Here is a 20699-nt window from a genome sequence, read left to right on the forward strand (position 1 = left end):
AGATAAAAGAAAAGGAACCATTTACTGTTTTTTTGTATCATGTGACAAAAATGAATGAATATAGTACATAAATATATGCATAGTTATAAGAACTAATGAATAAAGTATATCCGTTAACCCGACTTTATTTTATGTACCCTATCTTTGCTATGTAACAAAAAACATAAAAACACCGATAAGCTGAATTCTGGCAAGAATCTTTTAATTATTGATAAATAAACTACTTATGAAAAGAAAACTTTTTTTTGAAGGAATATTTTTCTTGTTTGTATGTGCTGCATCACTCAATGCACAACAAACAATGAATGTTATCCCTCCCATTATCTACGATTGTGCTACTGATACCAAAGATTTTCCAGTAGTAGACACCCAGCAAAGAAGTGCGATAATCCGTTATGATGCAGATGACTACAAAGGGGTAATCCGCGCTATCAGCGATTTGCAAAAGGATATCGAACGTGTTACTGATGTAAAAATAAACACATCTGCTAACGGTCCTTTAGGGAAATATGAAATTATGATCGGAACTTTAGGAAAGAGTAAGGTAATAGATGAGCTTGTAACTTCAGGCAAGATAAAGCCTCGGAATCTGAAAGGGAAATGGGAAAGCTTTATAATAACAACCGTCGATAATCCTAAACCCGGTATCCGACAGGGCTTGATCATTGCCGGGAGTGATAAGCGAGGTACTATATATGGTATCTATGAACTGTCACAACAATTAGGCGTTTCACCATGGTATTGGTGGGCAGACGCTCCTATACAGAAACGCCAGTCGGCCTATGTAAAATCCGGGTATTATGAATCAGGAGAACCTAAAGTAAAATACCGGGGTATTTTTATTAACGACGAGTGGCCCTCGTTTGGCAACTGGGCTACTGAAAAGTTTGGCGGAGTCAATTCCAAAATGTACGTCCATCTTTTTGAACTGCTGTTGCGTTTGAAAGCCAATTTCTTTTGGCCTGCCATGTGGGCAAGTGCATTCAACGAGGATGATCCGATGAACCCGGTTCTTGCTGACGAATATGGAATTGTTATGGGAACATCACATCACGAACCAATGATGCGTGCCCACAAAGAATACACCCGAAGAAAAGGAGAAGTTGGTCCTTGGGATTATAAAACAAACAAAGAACGGTTAGACAACTTTTTCCGTGAAGGTATGGAACGGAATAAAGAGTTTGAGAATGTGGTAACCATCGGTATGCGAGGTGACGGAGACGTTGCGATGAGTGAAGAAGGTGATGAAGCTAATATGCAAGTTTTGAAAAAAGTCATAGAAGGCCAACGTCAGACATTGAAGGAAGTCTATGGTAAAGAGCCGTCAGAAATACCTCAATTGTGGGCAATCTTTACTGAAGTACAACGCTATTATGACGCAGGCTTTACAGTTCCCGATGATGTGATGTTACTTTTCTGTGACAACAATTGGGGATATATCCGGCGTACAGGCCCTGACAAAGAAAAGAAACGTAAAGGAGGAATGGGACTTTACTACCATATAGACATGAACGGTGGACCATGGAATGACCGTTGGGTCACCACTACCACTGTTCCCAAATTACGCGAACAACTCCATTTAGCCTATCAATCAAGCATTGATGACCTGTGGGTCATCAATGTGGGTGATATCAAGCCTAAAGAGCTTCCCATCGATTTCATCATGCGTTACGCATGGAATCCGGAAGCTATATCGGCAGAGAAAACAGGTGATTATATGATAGAGTGGGCACAAAGTATATTTGGCACTGAATATGCCAAAGATATAGCCGATATCGTATCCAAATATACCAAGTATAATTTATTGCGCAAAGCCGAGGTACAACTCCCCGATGTTTTCAGTGTTGTCAACTATCATGAAGCTGACCGTATATTGGCTGCTTGGAAAGAGCTGACAGCAAAAGCAGAAGAATTGGAACATAAACTCTCTCCTGAGGCTAAGGATGCCTATTATCAACTGGTACTCTACCCGGTGAAAGCATCTGCCGGAGTAGCTGAAATATATCTGTCTGTCGGAAAAAATCGTTTGTATGCGAAACAAGGACGCATCAGCGCCAACGATTATGCCGCACGCGCGAAAGAACTATTCAATCTTGACTGGTATCTAAGCAATCGTTACAACAATGAAACAGCCGATGGAAAATGGAAACACATGATGTCAGACAAACATATCGGCTATACGAAATGGTATATGCCCGAAAACAATGAATTGCCGGAGTTATCAATAATCAATCCACTTGGGATACCAACTCCGGGAATCGCGGTAGAGGGAAGTGAAGCAGCTTGGCCACTAATGACTGAACACCTTTCATTACCGGTATTTGATGCTCTGAACAATCAGACATATTATGTAGAGGTTTTCAACCGGGGAGTAGGAGAATTTGAATATACAGTCCTTACCTCTCAACCATGGATAAAAGTAGATAAGACAAAAGGCAAAGTAGCCAAAGAAAATCGTATGAATATCTCTATCGATTGGTCCAAAGCACCACAAGGCACAACAGAAGGAGTGGTAGAAATAGTTTGTGGAAAACATAAGGCAGAAGTAAAAGTACCTATTGTCAACGGAACGGTCCCCGACAGTAAAGAAGCTTTCTTTGGTACATTGTCCGACTCGGAATTCTCCATACCGGCATACGCTTATAATGCCAATATTCCGGGCAGACAAGCTAAGTGGAGCTTTATTCCGGATTTAGGCAGGGAAAAAGGCAATATGGGAATAGTACCGGCAACAGCATCAAGTACTCTGGCACACAAGAGTGCCGCCCGGCTGGAATACAAAGTATATCTGCCTTCAGCAGGAAAAACCACAATCGCTTTGGGAATTTTGCCTACACAGGATGTAAATCCGGCACGCGGTCTCCGCATAGCGATAGGTATAGACGGAAAGAAGCCCGTAGTATTGGACGCGCGAAAAGGCTTTGTTGATACATTTGGAGAGTACAACCCAAAGAATCTTGCATTGTCTAAAGTATTGAAGCCACTTCCGGAAAGAAGTACTTTAGCTTTAAGCGGGAAAGGTAAGAATCTAAGAAATGAAGTGTTTGATAATATGCGCTGGTTGGATGTTGAATTAGAGGTGGACAAACCCGGATTCCATACACTGAAAGTCTATATGGTTGATCCGGAAGTTGTGTTGGAGAAAATAGTGGTGAATCCCGATAACAACCGTCCAAGCTACTTCGGAGCACCGTCCAAGCAACACAACGCTGCAACTATGGAAAGCACAAATAACTAACATATAAATATATCTCACTTTTTATCTCAATCCGGTTAAGAATCAGGCAGCTATGGCCTCTGACTCTTAGCCGGATTAGATTATTTTTCAGGAATAGTTCCTATCAACTTACCTGTTTAAGAAGCCAAGCCAAATTTCTTCAAGTCCTCTTCTACACTACCGATACCTGCTATATGGAACATATCCACCAATACTTTAGCCACATTCGAAGAGAGGAATGCAGGCAAAGTAGGACCTAAATGTATTTCTTTCACTCCTAAGCTCAACAGTGCCAACAATACGATTACGGCTTTCTGCTCATACCAAGCTATGTTATAAACAATAGGCAGTTCATTGATGTCATTAAGTTGGAACACTTCTTTCAACTTCAAAGCGATAACGGCCAGAGAGTAACTGTCATTGCACTGTCCTGCATCCAGTACGCGAGGAATACCGTTAATATCACCCAAACCGAGCTTATTATAGCGGTACTTGGCACAACCTGCCGTAAGGATTACAGTATCCTGAGGCAATGATTTAGCAAACTCCGTATAGTAATCACGGCTCTTCATACGTCCGTCACACCCCGCCATTACAATAAAGCGACGAATCGCACCGCTCTTTACCGCATCCACGACCTTATCCGCCAGTTGCAAAACCTGATTATGAGCAAAGCCTCCGATAATCTCTCCGTGTTCAATTTCCGTGGGTGGCTGGCAATGCTTGGCTATCTCTATGATTTCGGAAAAGTCTTTCTTACCCGTTGCATCCTTATTGATATGCTTACAACCCGGATATCCGGTAGAGTTAGTAGTGAACATTCTTTCCTTGTATACAGCATTTGCCAATGGCGGTACAATACAATTTGTAGTAAACAGAATTGGACCGTTGAAAGCCGTAAACTCTTCACGTTGTTTCCACCAAGCATTACCGTAGTTACCTACAAAGTGAGAGTACTTCTTAAAGGCAGGGTAATAATGCGCCGGCAACATCTCACTGTGGGTATATACATCCACTCCGGTACCGTCCGTTTGTTTCAACAGTTCTTCCAAATCTTTCAAGTCATGCCCGCTAATCAAGATACCCGGACGACTCTTGACACCTATATTCACTTTGGTGATTTCAGGATTTCCATAAGTTCCCGTATTCGCCTCATCCAGCAAAGCCATAGTCTTTACTCCAAAGCTACCTGCTTCGAGAACCAACTGCGTCCACTCATCTGCCGAAAGCGAACGGCAGGCTATCGTAGCCAATGCACGTTGTATAAAGACATGAATATCGTCATCATTAAACCCTAAACGCATGGCATGTTCCAAATAAGCCGCCATACCTTTCAGGCCGTATGTCAGCAATTCTTTCAAAGAGCGAAGATCCTCGTCAGGCTCACGCAATACACCTACCGACTTCGCTTTTTCAGCATAAGCGGCACGCGTTCCCTGCCAGGCAAGTTCATCCACTTCCGGCAAAAACACATTGTTACGCTTGGCTTCATCCATTAACCGATTACGCAAAGCAAGTCCCTTATCTATTCGCTGCAAGATACTTTCATCATCGAAATTGGCATTTGTAATTGTAGAAAACAGGGCATCTACCACAAAGACATCGGCTTCTTCAGATACGGGGCATCCGGCTTTACGCAAAGCATCGGTAACCACCGAAACACCTCTTACTACAAACAGCAGCAAATCCATGGCTTGTGCCGTATGACTTTCTTTTCCGCACACACCTTTCAGCATACAGCCTATTCCTTTGGCTGTTTCCTGACATTGATAACAAAACATGTTCGTTTCCATTTTCTTATTCATTTAGAAGTTTATACCTACTTTCCGTCAACACTTTCCCCGTCGTTTAGTTTCTTATAAAGAAAGTGTTTCACTATCTTTGTGCAAAGATGAGGATTCGCACTTACGTAAAGTGTCACGTATGTTACACCAAACCACAAAAAAACAAAAAGAGAATGGAAATATACCCGTTACTGAGAATGCCGCCTTTCCGGGGAATCACGGAAGAAGAATTATTATCCCTTATACTCTCCCCCGAACACGCGCGCCGACTGTATAAACCGTCTGACTTTATAGCTATGCAGGGAGAGACATACCGTTCTTTGTTTATCTTGTGCAGTGGCAAAGTACGTACACAAATGGTCAATGCGGAAGGCAAGCAACTGACTATCGAAACGCTGAAAGCTCCGCAACTGCTTGCCCCTGCATTCGTATTTTCATCGGAAAACCGTTTCCCTGTCAATATCGAAGCAATAGAAAAATGTGAAATACTTGTCATAAGCCAAAGCGCTTTTTTAGAATTTCTACATCAATATCCTATAGTAATGCACAATTTTCTAAGATTGGTATCGGACAGAACTCTGTTTCTTTCCCAAAAGCTGAACGCATTTGCCTTACAAAGTCTTAAATCACGGATATTGAACTACCTGCGCATTCACGGCTCTATACGCAATCAACAGGAAGTGGCGCAAATACTCGGCGTGGCACGCCCTTCACTGGCACGGGCTTTATCCGAACTGGCCGGTGAGGGCTGTTTACGAATAGAAGGAAAAGAAATACAGATTAATGAAACCGATGCACAAAAGTATCTTTAAAAATCAGCCTATATCTACTTATTATTCCTACCTTTGTGAGAGATTTATATACTATGGAAAAAAAGCTATTGCAGGAAGAAGATAAGGAGCGATTGTTCAACATCCCTTTGTTCCGGGACTTACCGCATAACATCAAATTATCATTATTGGATAAATTGGATTATGCCGTCTATGATGTAAAGAAGAAAGATATTATAGCTACCCAAGGTATCCCCTGCAAAAAGTTATACGTTCTTTTAAAAGGAAAGCTACGGGTAGACATCATTGACGGGCTGGGAAACAGTGTAATGATAGAGTATATCATTGCCCCCCGTGCATTCGCCACACCACATCTTTTCGGTTCAAACAACACACTTCCGGCAACATTTACCGCCATAGAAGACAGTACATTGTTCACTGCCACCAAAGAGTCTACGTTCAAGCTTATCAGCCAAGACCCGCAGATATTACATAACTTCCTTTGCGTAAGCGGCAATTGTACGGCCTGTACAGTTTCACGTTTAAGAACCCTTTCCAGAAAAACTGTGCGCGAACGCTTCGTAGTCTACTTGCAGGAAAACAGAACTGCCAACTCAAACTGTGTCACAATAGCTCACACACAGTCCGAATTGGCAGAATATCTGAATGTAACCCGTCCCGCACTTTCTAAGGAAATCAACAAGATGACTAAAGAAGGCATCATCCGGATGACAGGAAAAAGAATCGAAATTCTTAATGAAACAGCCTTAAACGAATATATCTAAATCACCATTTTGCAAAGAATATCTTTGGATTAATGTTCAAAGACAGCCAGCCCCAGTCTTGCCAACGTTTGTGGTTGCCGCCTTTTACAATATCCATAGATTTCGTACCCAACATAACAGAGTAACCGGCAGATAATTTCACATCCTTCATCACATTCCAGTCTATCTGATAATCAAGTTCAGAGCCCAATCCTTTTTTTACCTCCTGCAACTTGGCTGCTGTGGCAAAGTAATGATAGTTCAACTGCATACCGACTTTTGAAGAAGCCTTATAATTCACTCCCAACTGTGCGTCTTGCAAACCGGGAGCCAAACCGTTTACAAACAATGAAGCGTAGAAATAATCCATTGCACCATAGAATTTATGATGTGTACCATACAAAGGATCAAACGCTTTGAACTTTGAACCTTTGTCTTTATCTCCACTCAAATAGTCATACCCCAAATTCACACTCCATTGCTTGTCAATAGCATATGCAGCCTTTACACTCGCCATATAAGCCGATACACTTGCCGATACCTTATTCTTTCCTGTCTGATAATAAAAAGCAGCCTGCATATTCCATGACTGCGGTTTGTAAGTAATGTAAGTTCCCACAGTCTGCATATAGCGGGTATCTGCTATCTGTGTTTCCGGGTCTCCTGTCTCCCATCCCAGATTCATAAAAAGAAAAGAAGCGTCCAAAGGCAATCCTTCGGCAGTGTAATGATACCACAAAGTCTGCATATTCTTATATGGCTGTCCTCCATTATTATAATAAGTGCCGCCTATGGTCTTTTCATCGTTCTGATTAAACGCCAAAATAAAATGCAATTTATGCGCCCTGTTTTCATATCCCAACTTCAAAGCATCATGGTAACGTCCGGCAACATTCCAGTCCAAGCCACCCAAAATACGTTCATCATCATAAGACAAAGTCTGTCGTCCCAATTGCGCAAAAAAGCCCGCACCAAAACCTAACTTTGCCCATGCCTCGTTCATAATGAAGCGTCCGTTCTTGTCAATCTGAGCATCTTGTCCCCATACGCCTACATGCTGTGCAGAGATTTTCATACTCAGATTAGTACGTTTGTATTCCATAGACAAGCGTGCACGATTATTGATGAAGGCAGCTGCTTTATCCCCTTCTTCACGCGGAAAGAGAGCACCGTTACGGTATTCCGCACGAGGTCTGATTTGCATGGACATTGAAAACTCATTTTCCTTTTCCGTCTTCTGTGCCCACAACATACCGGACAACAGCAATAATCCTAATGCTAAATAAACAGCTTTCATAGTATTCTAATTTAAATTATACGTATGTACACTCGCTCCTTGTGCTGAAGGCAGATAATTGATACCATACCAGCACATTTGTAATAACAGGAAAGATATAAGTAACCCGACCAATGCCTTGCGATATGCCAAAGGACGTCCCAAACGATAGTGGACATACCCCAGATAAGAAAACCATGTAGCCGCTGCCCAAGTTTCCTTCGGATCCCATGCCCAATAATGTCCCCACGCAGCTTTTGCCCAAATAGCGCCGGACAGCATACCCAAAGTCATAAAAGCAAGTCCCACATAAGTCAGGTTATCACACAAATCCATTTCCTGACGTTCAATTTCCTTTTTCTTGAACCATATCAAGTAAACAGCCATTACTGTAGCCGCCCCAAGCATGGCATACGCAAACATATAGACTATGACATGCGGTGTAAACCAAGGACTCTGCAATGCAGGCATCAAAGTCTTATTATGAATCTCCGGCTTGAAAAGATTAATACATATAAACACCAGAGAAAGAACAAAACTAAAACTTAATATCCACTTATATCTCCAACGGCTATAAGTGATAAGTCCGGCCAATGGAAGAAAGAAAGAATACCACAAACGCGTCTCCCCCATTGTACGCATCGGCGGGCGCTCCAAAGAAATCCACATAGCCACTATAAAACCCAAAAAAACTGCCAGTCCTGTCAGAGTAAAAGCATATACCGACACCGGACGTCTTCCGCGCAATGCGGCGTATGCACCTGCACCCCACAAAAGTACTGCAACAACGGCAAAGAACACAAAGTAATCCCAACTCATACCCTATCCCCCTTTCTTGCTTTCGTCCGGCTATCATCCGATGATACTTCTTTTTCATCGGAACTTATTTTCTTTTCTCCAAAATCTTCCCTTTCTCTCTTCTGCGCATTTACGAACAGACAGACAGCTCCCAACATCATCATAATAATGCCGGTATACACATACGGAAGCCAGGGATCATACACCAGTTCAAACACACTGACATCACTCCAACGTCCTTTAGTCTCATCATAACTTAATTGATAGATATTCCAACCCGCCACTTTCAGCGGATGATTTACTTCAATAGTGTCATTCCTCACATCCCCCTGCCGCGTATAAACCGTTACGTCCGACAGGAATCTTTGCGGTTCCCTTTCGGGCATAATCAAACTTACCTTGTCATTCAGACGCAACGCCTTATAAGGAAACATAAAACTTCCGCAGCTCACCCAGCCTTCTTGGGCTTGCCCGTTTTTGATATTCGTTGCTCTCAAATAGACAGCATAAGCTGCCCCCATTGAATGAAAATCCGTAAACTTCAATGTGTCTTCCGTAGCTACGGATGCTGCCATAGGAATGGATTTAAGAAGTGTAATGTTCCAATCCAGCAACCGCCCCTCTGTAACCTCGTCTTCAAGCAGCAAATGTTCCGGCACACCGGCAGGCAACACCTTGCCTGTTTCATTGTCTATCAACATTAGTTTCGGAGGATATTCGTCAATGGTAAATCCTTTCAGTTCAATAGCCAACGGAAGTTCAGAAAGGTTGCCGTTTTCATCCGTAGCGCGCCATTCGGTTTTACCCAATTGAGTAATCATCTTCAAACGTTGCAAATCGGCATTACCCAATGTGGCTGTCAGCAGAGCAATGAATAGTCCCGCATGATTCAGAAGAAAAGGTATCTTTCGCAAACGGAATGGAAAACCGGAACGAAGAATAGTCAATCCGAGCACTGTAACCATCCAGATATAAAGCAACACAAACGGCCAGAATGAAAGCATTTTGGAGAAGCCTAACCAATCTGCCGACGGCTGTGTAGCGGGCACTTGACGTACCAGCCCCATTACCACCGTAATGGCTGCCACCCAAATAAGAGAAGAAACCGCAGCGGTATAATGCGTGAGCCATTCAAAACAATAAACCTTCTTACGCAACCCGTACAACACTGCCAACAGGAACAGATATGCTGCCAGTACAATTATATTCACCGGCCGGGAAAACAAATCCCAATGGATATTTCCAACAGTCCCCTGCAGAAACAGTCCCGTAGCAAATAGCCCGGCTCCGCATACCAATCCTTCTTTATACCCCCAAGGTCTCTTCCACATTGTTGCTGTTCTGTCTTATTTTTGTGCCAAACGACCGTTAGCCTTAGCTTTCTCCAACCAGGCAGGTACGGTAGTCTTCAAGAACTTCTCCTTTGCCGCCCTCTCGGCATCCATATCCAAACCGATATATTCCTGCGCTTTCTCCTTTGTAGAAATATCAGGCATGGGTACATCTCCTGTAAAACCATTCTTTGCCAACACCTTGGAGACAGCCAAACGAGCCTGTAACGCTTTATCCAAACCATGAGACAACACTCTCTGTATCTCCTGCGGAGCATGGAAAGCAGCCCCGTGAGACGCTACACTAAAATCCCAACGCCATTGTGCCTGACGGATTAATGCCAGTACATCCTTCATCTGGTCGTCCGTAGCTCCTTTGTCCCATGCAAACTTAGCTTCGATGTGCACCTTAGCCAGTTCCGCTTCAAGACGGTTACGAATTTCATTGGCTTTACGCTGACGCTCGTAAACATTGTTGCGCAAAGTTTCCTCGCTTTCACGATGACAAGTCTGGCAAGTACGATCTATCATAGCTAACGGACTCTGAATATGGTGATCGCTGAATTTCACTCCGCCTTCACTCTTGTAAGGCATATGGCAGTCTGCACACGATACCCCGCGTTGTCCGTGAATACCCATTTGTGCTATTTCAAAATCGGGATGCTGCGCCTTCAATATCGGAGTACGGCTCAGTTTATGAATATAATCATAGAAACCGGCCTCATCATAGTAGGCCTCCATTTCTTCCACTGTAAAGCCTTTATCCCATGGGAAAGTCAGATACTTTCCATCTCCCTTGAAGTAATACTCCACATGGCACTGTGCACATACCAACGAGCGCATTTCCTGCGGAGTAGCTTTGGTAATATCTTTTCCCTGGCGTTGAAAAGCCTCAATCAATGCCGGGCGACTGATATGCAGATTCATATTTTCCGGTTCGTGGCAATCGGCACAGCCGATAGGATTTACTATTTCATCGCCAAAAGCGCCCCATTTATTGTTATAAAACGCATCTACCCCGATAGCTTCCATCATACGTGGCACATCCGGGCTTTTGCAAGCCCAGCAAGTAGAAGGCTGCGGGCCATCAGCCGCCGTGGCAGGAGCACCCGTACGCAAACTTACCGTTATATCTTCAATGGCATGCATATGTCCGCGAGGTGTAGAATAATCTTTTGAGAATGCATATCCTGCCCACAAAACAACCATTTCCGGACGCTGTTCCAAGACATCTACCGCTATATTTCCATTAAATTCACTTTGGAAATCTGTTTTGGCTGTTTCCGTCCATGTCTGATATTCGCGGGGAAAATCATCTTTAAAGACCTCATTACGTGCTTCGATACCTTCAATCACCGTTTTGCGGTTATTGAACACACTTGCCAACTCCGACCTGCGTTCCATTAAAGCCGACACGCACAAGCCCAAGACAAACACAACGACCATTGAACCACCGAACAACAGCCATCCTTGCCATGATTTTAGTTTCTTTTCCATATCTATGAAGATTTATTGTTATTATTTCTTTATCAGATTCTGAAGCCATTCCGGTACAGGAGATTCCGGGTAGGGCACAAGTGCGGCCGGTGTAGCCGAAAGACTGTTCTTTCCACCATGAGGCACATCCCTATGACAGTCCCAACAGGCTTTTCCATCCCCCACCAAAGTCATCATATAGTCTATCTTGCCGGCATCAACAAACTCATTCGTCAACTGCGTATGACAACGAATGCAATTATTCATTATAACTTGTGAACTGGCAGCCTCCGCCTGAATGACTTGCGGCTCACTTTTGGTAAGAAAGGCTCCTACATGTTTCATACCGTCCATTCCTTTGAATGTCCATTTCTTAACCGTATTTTCGTGCGGAACATGACAATCATTACAAGTAGCATCCCGGCTATGGGAACTATGAAACCAAGTAGCATAATACGGTGCCATAATATGACAGTTTACACAGGCTGCAGGATCGTCACCCAGATAAGTGTGCGCCCGGAGAAGATACAGAAACAAACCTCCTCCACCAATAAGGACACCACACACAACGAGCGCTGTCACTTTCCATTTGTAGGAAGTAAACAGTTTTCTTATGATAGATAGCTTCGCCATAGGAACTAATATTTTTCACAAAAATAAAGAGTTACTATAAAAAAAAGTGTAATATGTATTACACTTTGCTATTTATTTTTAAAGAAATTCACATTATACGAAGAGAAAGAGGAGATGACCTAAATGGATTTGCTCTCGATATTGTTCTTAGCCCTACGCCCAATACGCCGTATCCACAGATAATAGCCTGTCAGCGGAAGCGTTCCTCCTAATAATGCGGCAATAAATGTCAGTATTCGGGTGAACATACCGCCCCAACTGCCCACATGTACAGAGTATATCCAACCGCGTATTTTGCTCGAAGCATCGGTATCCTTATATAAGACAGCTCCGGTTATTTCGCCGTTACGCGGATTAAAAGTATAACGGTCGGCAGCCCGCTGATTACCGAAACCTTCAAAAGATACATTGGCAGAACCGTTGGAAACCGTAATCTGTTTATAACCGACATTACGTTCTTTCAGTTCCTCATATACCTGCTGCCAGCAAACGTATGGAGAGATATGTTCCCGGCTTTCGTTGGAAGATTTATGCCCGGGCTTGGCTCCATGAGCCGTTTGCGGTGCACCATGTCCTGCCCCTTGTTTCATCTCTACTCCAAACACTTTATAAAAGCCTGCACGATACCATGGGAAAGACCAAGTCAGCCCGGTCAGAGCCATCGCCAACAACAAGACAAGTGCATACATACCGCCCGCCACGTGCAAATTGTACCAAAAGCGACGCCAACCCTTACCAACAGTAATTTTCAAACTGTTTTTTAGTGCCTTCCCGGTACGGGGGCACCAAATGACGATGCCTGATACAAGCACAAATACGAACATCAGCGTACTTGCCCCCACAATCATCTTACCCCAAAATATTCCACCGTCCGGCTTCATGCTGTCTAACAGCCAACGATGCAATCTGAACATGGTGAGGAAGAACGACGCACGCTCATTCCTACCCTTTACTTCACCCGTATACTGGTCTACATAAACGGATGCCCGTCGCGGTTTCGACAGACTGACCTGATAGGCACGTTCCGCATCAGAAGAAATGGAGACGCCTGTAACAGTAACACTGTCCGGCAATGTCCCGGCAACTCTCTCTATCAAATGTTCCACAGGAAGCGGAACGCCGCTTACCTTTTCCACATAATAGAGGTCGTGCCTGCACAACTCCATTACTTCATCTTCAAATACCAATGCAGCACCCGAAAGGCAGATAACTGTAATAATCAGTCCGAAAGGGACGGACAGCCATAAATGCAGTTTACGAAATGCTTTCTTCATGATATTTAATTAAGGGGACTCAGCTTGCCGATACCTGTAATCTGTGTTGCCTCTACTGTGATGCCTTTTGTAGCAGTAGCACTGGACGGATCTATCTTATAAACAGCCGGATGCCCGTCTGTAGTTGTCACAGCCATATAGGCATAGCCATCCTCTGTATACGGGGTATTGCCGAAACCGGAAATCAAGTCTGCCGACGGAAGTCCGGTGACATACGTAAGCTTCTCGCTTCCCGCTTTAAAGACAGCCAGTTCTTTAGCTTCAAAGCCTTTCTCTGTCAGAGGACGATCGTACATCAATAACAGGAAGTAGTCGTCTGCAATATGCCAGCAACGCAGGAAAGATTTGCCGCCACTCTGTTTCTCCAAGTCACAATAGTAGTTGTCAAAATCTTCCTGGCCCTTAGGAATACGTACTACACCTGCCGGCAAGGTTGTCTGTTGGCGAGCATCACTCATGGTCTTGGCATAGCTTGGAGAGAATACATAAATATCACCGTTGCCGGCTTCCCAGATAGTCTGGTAATACTGAGATTTGAAACGACCGCAGGCATAACTGATTTTATCTGTCTTGATAAGTTTCTTTGTTGTCATGGCAGCATCATCAAAGATTGCCACCCAACATTCGTTGGGATACTGCGTCCATTGCAATTCACCTTTTTTATAAGCGCTGCTGTTGGAACCGCCGTCTTCAGTCTTTACCAAAGTTTCATTACCCGGCAATATGTACTTGCCACCGTCTACGGCAGCGCCATACTGGCTCAATCCCATGGGAACAGCCGCGCTATATATTTTCTTGTTATGCTCCAAGATGCCCGCCAATGTCACGAACTCACCGTTTCCAAGAAAATTCTCGGACATATAGGCTTTTACTTTCGTATCATTGGTCTCGAACGTTTCAGCCGCTACATCCAGATAAGAGAGCAAGAACATTTTAGGCAAATACCGGTTGCCGTCGGCATATTCCGTAGGGCCGTCACCGGTAGAGGCGGTGATGATATACTTATCGTAGATACCATAAGTAGTGAACCTCTTGACGGCAAACTCTCCCGAACGTGCCTGCACTTCATTATTGGAGTTCATAATATAAGAACGGGTAGTACCGGCATTTCCCTGATTATAAGTCAGTCCGTAGAGATACTGATTTTTATAGAATACCCATTGGGAAGCACCGTCGTTGACGAGTCCGTTGTTGACGGTAGAAATAGTCCCCTCGTCCAATGTCTTGGAAGTCAGCAAGACGTTAGTCGTATTACCCGAAGCTGTGACAGAGGAAGCGACTACAAAATCGCCTTTATTCCCGCTATTGTTTCCGCCGCCCGGCACTTCTGTTTCTGTACAAGATGTCAATGCCAGTCCTGTCATCGCAGTCGCGAAAAGTCCGGCTAAAAAGAAATTCTTCTTCATGATGTTTTACCTTATTATATTATACTAATCGTTATTGATTCTATTCATTGATTTAATTACCGAAATATACGCGTACTTTGCCATAGAACGCCCGACCGGCTTTCTGCAGACTGAAGTTATCGTACAGCTGTTCATCCGTAAAGTTACGGCACTCGAACGACAGGTTGTAGCGTCCGCCATGAAGACTGTAAGAAAGGCTCAGGTTGTGGGAGAACTGGCTTGGAACTACATAGTCACCTTTATTCGCACCGATTTTGGAAGAATAGTAAGTAAAGCTATGCAAGTACTGATTGTCGTAAGATACGGTCAAGGCATTCCCCTTTTTCCCAAGGTCGCGCCAATAGAATGTCACATCGGAATCGGCAAAGATATACGGCAAGTTGGGCATACGTTCTTTATAAGCTATATTTTCCGCACTGCCGGATATAGACGTTTTCATATTATCACGTACATTCATCTGCGTAAAGTTGCCGCCTACGCTCACCCACTTGCCAAAACCGTAACGGGCGGAGATATTATATCCTTTTGTCAGTACTTTTCCGTAATTTATATAAGTAGCTGCGGATTTACCGCCGCTCAAGTCGGTAATGTTGCGCTGAATATAGTCTTTGGTATTACGGTAAACCAATCCGCCTTCCACATATACGGAGTGCCTGCCGAAAACCTTATTGTAACTCAGGTTCAGATTGATGTTATCGCTGTTCTCCGGACGGATACCGATGTCTCCCATTTCCAAATCCTCGTTACCGAACATTTCTTCGATAGTAGGCAGGCGATAGGCTTTTTCGTAAGACAGTTTGGCTTGCAGTCCCGGCAGGATAAAGTAAGTGCCCGCCGCTCCATATCCCATGGACTTTACGCTGCGGGTAGTGCGCACATAGTCGTCCTGATTGGTGTTGGTAGCTACCGGTCCGGCAACAAATTGATTGTAGTATTTACCGAATACGGATAAGTTCCAAGTTTCGGACGGCATCAGGCGGTAAGAAAGACCGGAGATATTCTTGCGGGTTTCCTTGGCGATGGCATCCGACTGTTCTTCTTTGGTGAGCAATGAAGTATTGGAACGGCTGAAAGCATTCAGCACATGATTGAATGTCAGCATATGTATCTTTCCGAGACGGTAGTTGGCTGTAAACGTACCATTCCAGTTATTGTTATCGGCACGCGAATACTGATAGGACTGTTCGCCGGGAGAGTTCAACGGTTTCCTGGCCCCGTACCAGTTGTACTTATAGGAAGCTGTATCTACGTTCGTCGTCAGGTTCTTGTTGTAGTTGACGGTCAGTACCACATCCAATCCCTTCGTAAACAAATTGCGCTTGTTATACTCCAGCGAAGGCATCAGCGAATGTCCCTTGCGATGTTTCTGTCCGTACACTATATCCTGACGCACCCCGGTCTGTACATCCTGATACATATTGGAATAAGTAAAACCGAGCATCAAACGGTCCGCCCACTTCTTGTCGATAACGCCTACCTTACCGATAACCGCTTCATTATGGTAGGTATCGTTAAAACGTTTCACACGCACCTTCTTGTCACGGTCTATCCTACCCGTTTCAAAGTCTTCCACCGGAGCGTCAATGTAATAGTCATTGTCCGAATAGTTCTGGAACGCATTGATTTCATACGTAAAACCGTTCTTAAAAGTCTGCCCGAAGTTCACGTTGGATTTATGCGTATTGAACGAACCGTAAGAATAGGACGCATCCAGAAACCAACGGCGGCGTTTCTTGTTCGTGACGATATTGATAACTCCGCCGATAGCATCCGTTCCGAAACCCACGGGCACTACGCCTTTATACACTTCGATACGGTCGGCAAAATTCACCGGAATATTGTTCAGCCCGAACGAACTTCCAACACCTTCCTGCGGAACACCGTCTATAAATACCTTTACGTGTTTCCCGCTGAAACCGTCCAGCATGAGCTGTATGTCCGAGCCTACCCCGCCCGACTCGCGCAGTTTCATGCCCGGCGCTTTAGTCAATGCGTCACTCAAGTTCTTGGTGGTGTTCTGCAGTTCTTTCGTATCTACCGCCACGGCATTAAATGCCGAGCGTTTGACACGGCTTACCCCCGTTGACACTACCGTTACTTCGTCCAGTTGCTGAGTTTCGGGAGTGATTGTGATATTCTGTCTCACTCTTTGCCCTCCAACCAGCGTTACCGCTTTCTCTACGGTCTTATAGCCGATGGCCGACACTACCAATGTGTAGTCTCCCGCAGGCGCACTCACATGATAAATCCCTTCTTGATTGGTTATCCCCCCGTAGCCGGTTCCTTTCAGGTAGACCGTTGCAAAATCCACGACTTCTTTTTCCGTAGACAAGATTTTACCGGAAACCATCGTTTTACCCGGCTTCTGTGCGTATGCCGAAAATGCACATACAGACAGAAAGAAAAGGAATAGGTTTGATATAGCTGTTTTCAATTTGAAATGATTATTATGTTGTTACTAATACCGTTTGCAAAGGTCATTAGAAAAAGAAAACTGCACAATCACCTGTTTTAGGTAATTACATCAACGCTATTCTAAGAAAGTATCATACCCGCAATCGCTATTGATAGGTATATTCCATCATTCTATTCGCGGTTCATCAAGCGATGTTCCGCCATTTGTTCATATTTCGTTCCGGGACGTCCATAGTTTGCATAAGGGTAAATGGAGATGCCGCCGCGCGGGGTGAAAATTCCCGTAACCTCAATATATTTGGGGTTCATCAAACGGATAAGGTCTTTCATTATAATGTTTACGCAATCCTCATGGAAAGCGCCATGATTACGAAAACTGAAAAGATAAAGCTTCAGGCTCTTGCTCTCCACCATTTTCACATCGGGAATATAGCTGATGCGGATTTCCGCAAAATCCGGCTGTCCCGTTATGGGACAAAGACTGGTGAACTCCGGACAATTGAAACGTACCCAATAATCATTATCGGGATGTTTATTGTCAAACGCTTCCAAAACTTCGGGAGCATAATCCTGCTTATATTCAGTTTTTCTTCCTAATAAGGAAAGCTGGTCTTTTAATTCGGTCATATTGTTATTTATTTATGATACGTTGATACTTCTCCAATCCTTCTCTGCGTAGCTTACAAGCCGGACAGTGTCCGCAGCCGTCACCGGGTATGCCATTATAACAAGTCAGCGTTTCGTGACGAATCAAGTCGAGTACTCCCAATTCATCTGCCAATGCCCAAGTTTCGGCTTTATCAATCCACATCAACGGGGTATGCAGCACAAACTGCTCGTCCATGGCAAGGTTGAGCGTTACGTTGAGCGACTTGATAAACGCATCCCGACAATCGGGATAACCGCTGAAATCTGTTTGCGACACACCTGTCACGATATGGTTGATGCCCCTCTCGCGTGCATATACAGCGGCAATGCTCAGGAAAAACAAGTTACGCCCCGGCACAAAAGTATTCGGAACAGTGCCTGCCGGTTTTTCCCGGTCCATCACCATGCCGGGGTCTGTCAGTGAATTATGCCCCAACTTGCCAATGAAGGAAACATCCATTACTTCAAATTCCACTTCCGCTTTACGCGCTATCTCCCGTGCCAGTTCCACTTCCTTCTGATGCTTCTGCCCGTACAGAAAGCTCAACGCATATACTTTCTTGAACTCACGCTTTGCCCAAAACAGGCAAGTTGTCGAATCCTGCCCACCGCTGAACACGACTAATGCTGCTTCTTTATTCATTTTTGCTATTGTTTATATGAACAGGAGTTAACTCCTCAACTAACATTTTAAATCTCAGAAATTTTCCACACTTTATAAGAGATTCCCTCATCATAGACATCGCTTCCGTCTATTTTTTTAATGGCCTTCACCACCCGGATTGTCACCGGAAGAATCATCACTTCATACAGAGATTTCAGCACAATCTGGATGCACATCATCACCAGCAATTCCTGCCACGCAATAATTCCTCCAAAGGCCACGGGGAAGAATATCAGCGAATCGGCCGTCTCGCCCACCACCGTAGACCAAATGGCACGTGCTGAAAAATGACGTCCGCCACTCGCTACTTTCATGCGGCTCATGACGTAAGCGTTGAGGAACGAACCTACCAGAAATGCCGACAGGCTTGCAACAACAATACGCGGCGCCATACCGAAAACAAAATTGAAATGGGGCGCTCCCTCCCAAAAAGGAGCGGCAGGCAAGGCTACGGCAATCAGCCCCAGCATCACCACAAAGAAATTCATGGCAAAGCCGCTCCAGATAATCAGGCGCGCCTTACGAAAGCCCCACACCTCGGCAATGCAGTCGTTGATGATATAAGAAACGGGAAACACTAACAGTCCGGCAGTAACGGTTATGCCGAAAACCTGAATTACTTTTGTCTCAAGAAGATTGGCTGCTATCAAACAGACATTGAACAGAATGCCCAGCAGCATAAAGGGTACAGATACTTTTTGCTTCATATTCCTGTTTTTTACGTGGTGTTCTAGAATACACGACCGCTATTCGCGGCATCATACATTTAGTTAATGATTTCACTCTTGTTAAATCGGGCGCAAAGATACGCTTTCTTTTGATGACCGCAAAACCATTTTAAATTTAAGTTGTTCAAAGCACATTCACCAAAACCTAACTTAAATGAAAACAATCTTAAAAGTAATGTTCCTGCTGTGCGGCACAGGCCTGTCAACATTTGCAGCCCATGCACAAAAAAAAGTGATTATTGAGGATGAGTCTCCCAAAGGTATCATATTGGTTACCATAGACAAGGCGGGCGACGAAATTATCCGTATCATGAACGAGTCTCAACTGCCCCACATCCATGAGCCGCAAGCCCCGCGCTTCCTGCTGACAGACAGAAAAGGCAAGTTTGCTTTGGGCATCGGCGGTTATGTACGCGCTACGGCAGAGTATGATTTCGGCGGCATCGTTGACAACATCGACTTCATTCCCGCCTACATCCCTAACGGAAGTAAAATCAGGAACCAGTTCCAAATGGACGCCAGCACTTCCACCATTTTCTTGAAACTGGTGGGGCATACCAAAATTCTCGGTGACTTCATCGTGTACACAGCCGGAAACTTCCGGGACGGTTCCAACAAAGGTTTCCAACTGCGCAACGCTTACGTGTCTTTTCGTGATGTAACGGTGGGCTACACCTACGGCGGTTTCATGGACTTGGGTGCATTGCCTTCCACCGTCGATTTCCAAGGTCCCAACGGAGCAACTTTCTATCGTGCCACCCAAGTGGCATACACCTACAAAGGACTGAAAAACTTCCGTTTCAACGCTTCCGTTGAAATGCCCTCTGTAGACGGTACAACCAATGGCGAACTTGACATAGCACAACAGCGTATGCCGGACTTCACTGCCTATGCACAGTACGGCTGGAACAGCCAAAGCCACTTTCGCGTGGGCGGCCTTATCCGCAGCATGACCTACACCAGTACACTGAGCGACAAGGCTCATTCCGTCACCGGATTCGGTGTACAGGCATCTACCACGTTCAATCTGGGCAAGCAATGGCAGGTATTCGGGCAAGCTACCTACGGAAAAGGCATCGGACAATACCTGAATGACATCAGTAACCTGAACGTAGACATCGTTCCCAATCCCGACAAGGAGGGAAAAATGCAGGCATTGCCTATGCTGGGATGGTATGCCGGACTGCAATACAATATCAGCCCGAAGGTATTTCTTTCGAGTACATACAGTATGTCACGCCTTTACTCTGAAAACGGCTATCCCGCCAACGAACCGTCCACTTACCGCTATGGGCAGTATTTCGTAGCAAACCTGTTTTGGAATGTCACCCCCAATATGCAGGTAGCCGCTGAATACCTGCGCGGCTGGCGTACGAATTTCGATAACTCCACCAACCATGCCAACCGCATGAACCTACTGGTACAATATTCTTTCTAATCTGTATAAAAAACGAAGGAGCCGCTCCAAGACAATACTTGAAGCGGCTTCTTCCATATATAAAGGTTGGATTATGA

At 44.6% G+C, this 20699-nt stretch carries 16 protein-coding genes; 4 read left to right on the forward strand and 12 right to left on the reverse strand.

Annotated elements, in window-relative coordinates:
- Positions 1-226 precede the first annotated feature (226 nt).
- Positions 227-3238 (forward strand): glycosyl hydrolase 115 family protein, encoded by a 3012-nt coding sequence (locus DW121_RS07585; protein ID WP_233555786.1) that lies wholly within the window; start codon positions 227-229, stop codon positions 3236-3238.
- 116 nt (positions 3239-3354) lie between these two features.
- Here DW121_RS07585 and hcp read toward each other — a convergent pair whose 3' ends face one another.
- Positions 3355-5010, reverse strand: coding sequence for a hydroxylamine reductase (hcp, locus tag DW121_RS07590; protein WP_118323554.1), 1656 nt, complete (start codon positions 5008-5010; stop codon positions 3355-3357).
- Positions 5011-5174: 164 nt separating this feature from the next.
- Between hcp and DW121_RS07595 the strand changes: the two genes are divergently transcribed.
- On the forward strand, positions 5175-5813 hold the full coding sequence (locus DW121_RS07595) for a Crp/Fnr family transcriptional regulator (protein WP_118323435.1): 639 nt from the start codon (positions 5175-5177) through the stop codon (positions 5811-5813).
- Between the two features lie 53 nt (positions 5814-5866).
- Positions 5867-6556 (forward strand): Crp/Fnr family transcriptional regulator, encoded by a 690-nt coding sequence (locus tag DW121_RS07600; RefSeq protein WP_118323436.1) that lies wholly within the window; start codon positions 5867-5869, stop codon positions 6554-6556.
- 1 nt (position 6557) lies between these two features.
- Here the strand turns inward: DW121_RS07600 and DW121_RS07605 are convergent, their stop codons facing one another.
- The 11 genes from DW121_RS07605 to DW121_RS07655 all read right to left on the reverse strand — a co-directional run bounded on the left by DW121_RS07605 (position 6558) and on the right by DW121_RS07655 (position 19163).
- A complete protein-coding gene (locus DW121_RS07605) occupies positions 6558-7832 on the reverse strand; it encodes an alginate export family protein (protein ID WP_118323437.1) in 1275 nt (424 codons plus the stop codon).
- Positions 7833-7838: 6 nt separating this feature from the next.
- Complete coding sequence (gene ccsA, locus DW121_RS07610) at positions 7839-8630, reverse strand: cytochrome c biogenesis protein CcsA (protein WP_118323438.1); 792 nt, start codon at positions 8628-8630, stop codon at positions 7839-7841.
- Positions 8627-9940, reverse strand: a complete 1314-nt coding sequence (locus DW121_RS07615) for a cytochrome c biogenesis protein ResB (RefSeq protein WP_118323439.1) — start codon at positions 9938-9940, stop codon at positions 8627-8629. Before DW121_RS07615 ends, ccsA begins: the two co-directional genes overlap by 4 nt.
- Before the next feature lie 15 nt (positions 9941-9955).
- On the reverse strand, positions 9956-11437 hold the full coding sequence (gene nrfA, locus DW121_RS07620; RefSeq protein WP_117713248.1) for an ammonia-forming cytochrome c nitrite reductase: 1482 nt from the start codon (positions 11435-11437) through the stop codon (positions 9956-9958).
- Positions 11438-11458: 21 nt separating this feature from the next.
- Entirely contained in the window at positions 11459-12049 is a 591-nt protein-coding gene (gene nrfH / locus DW121_RS07625; RefSeq protein WP_118323440.1) for a cytochrome c nitrite reductase small subunit, read from the reverse strand.
- Between the two features lie 119 nt (positions 12050-12168).
- Positions 12169-13323, reverse strand: a complete 1155-nt coding sequence (locus DW121_RS07630) for a PepSY-associated TM helix domain-containing protein (protein WP_118323441.1) — start codon at positions 13321-13323, stop codon at positions 12169-12171.
- Positions 13324-13328: 5 nt separating this feature from the next.
- Positions 13329-14729: a DUF4374 domain-containing protein gene (locus DW121_RS07635; RefSeq protein ID WP_118323442.1), complete on the reverse strand. Its 1401-nt coding sequence runs from the start codon at positions 14727-14729 to the stop codon at positions 13329-13331.
- Positions 14730-14781: 52 nt separating this feature from the next.
- Complete coding sequence (locus tag DW121_RS07640) at positions 14782-17079, reverse strand: TonB-dependent receptor (protein WP_118323443.1); 2298 nt, start codon at positions 17077-17079, stop codon at positions 14782-14784.
- 236 nt (positions 17080-17315) lie between these two features.
- Positions 17316-17771, reverse strand: coding sequence for a preQ(1) synthase (gene queF / locus DW121_RS07645; RefSeq protein ID WP_117713244.1), 456 nt, complete (start codon positions 17769-17771; stop codon positions 17316-17318).
- A gap of 4 nt (positions 17772-17775) precedes the next feature.
- On the reverse strand, positions 17776-18435 hold the full coding sequence (gene queC, locus DW121_RS07650) for a 7-cyano-7-deazaguanine synthase QueC (RefSeq protein ID WP_118323444.1): 660 nt from the start codon (positions 18433-18435) through the stop codon (positions 17776-17778).
- 47 nt (positions 18436-18482) lie between these two features.
- Positions 18483-19163: a queuosine precursor transporter gene (locus tag DW121_RS07655; protein WP_117713242.1), complete on the reverse strand. Its 681-nt coding sequence runs from the start codon at positions 19161-19163 to the stop codon at positions 18483-18485.
- A gap of 175 nt (positions 19164-19338) precedes the next feature.
- Here DW121_RS07655 and DW121_RS07660 point away from each other — a divergent pair, with 175 nt between their 5' ends.
- Complete coding sequence (locus tag DW121_RS07660; RefSeq protein WP_117713241.1) at positions 19339-20622, forward strand: DcaP family trimeric outer membrane transporter; 1284 nt, start codon at positions 19339-19341, stop codon at positions 20620-20622.
- Positions 20623-20699 lie beyond the last annotated feature (77 nt).

Origin of the sequence: Bacteroides sp. AM10-21B (genome assembly GCF_003472565.1) — a bacterium.
GTDB classification, from domain to species: domain Bacteria; phylum Bacteroidota; class Bacteroidia; order Bacteroidales; family Bacteroidaceae; genus Bacteroides; species Bacteroides propionicigenes.

Coding starts and splice junctions, on each gene's coding strand:
- ccsA (WP_118323438.1), bottom strand. CDS start 8,630: ATGAGTTGGGATTACTTTGTGTTCTTTGCCGTTGTTGCAGTACTTTTG.
- DW121_RS07660 (WP_117713241.1), top strand. CDS start 19,339: ATGAAAACAATCTTAAAAGTAATGTTCCTGCTGTGCGGCACAGGCCTG.
- DW121_RS07635 (WP_118323442.1), bottom strand. CDS start 14,729: ATGAAGAAGAATTTCTTTTTAGCCGGACTTTTCGCGACTGCGATGACA.
- DW121_RS07630 (WP_118323441.1), bottom strand. CDS start 13,323: ATGAAGAAAGCATTTCGTAAACTGCATTTATGGCTGTCCGTCCCTTTC.
- hcp (WP_118323554.1), bottom strand. CDS start 5,010: ATGGAAACGAACATGTTTTGTTATCAATGTCAGGAAACAGCCAAAGGA.
- DW121_RS07655 (WP_117713242.1), bottom strand. CDS start 19,163: ATGAAGCAAAAAGTATCTGTACCCTTTATGCTGCTGGGCATTCTGTTC.
- DW121_RS07605 (WP_118323437.1), bottom strand. CDS start 7,832: ATGAAAGCTGTTTATTTAGCATTAGGATTATTGCTGTTGTCCGGTATG.
- DW121_RS07615 (WP_118323439.1), bottom strand. CDS start 9,940: ATGTGGAAGAGACCTTGGGGGTATAAAGAAGGATTGGTATGCGGAGCC.
- queF (WP_117713244.1), bottom strand. CDS start 17,771: ATGACCGAATTAAAAGACCAGCTTTCCTTATTAGGAAGAAAAACTGAA.
- DW121_RS07595 (WP_118323435.1), top strand. CDS start 5,175: ATGGAAATATACCCGTTACTGAGAATGCCGCCTTTCCGGGGAATCACG.
- DW121_RS07640 (WP_118323443.1), bottom strand. CDS start 17,079: ATGGTTTCCGGTAAAATCTTGTCTACGGAAAAAGAAGTCGTGGATTTT.
- nrfA (WP_117713248.1), bottom strand. CDS start 11,437: ATGGAAAAGAAACTAAAATCATGGCAAGGATGGCTGTTGTTCGGTGGT.
- queC (WP_118323444.1), bottom strand. CDS start 18,435: ATGAATAAAGAAGCAGCATTAGTCGTGTTCAGCGGTGGGCAGGATTCG.
- nrfH (WP_118323440.1), bottom strand. CDS start 12,049: ATGGCGAAGCTATCTATCATAAGAAAACTGTTTACTTCCTACAAATGG.
- DW121_RS07600 (WP_118323436.1), top strand. CDS start 5,867: ATGGAAAAAAAGCTATTGCAGGAAGAAGATAAGGAGCGATTGTTCAAC.
- DW121_RS07585 (WP_233555786.1), top strand. CDS start 227: ATGAAAAGAAAACTTTTTTTTGAAGGAATATTTTTCTTGTTTGTATGT.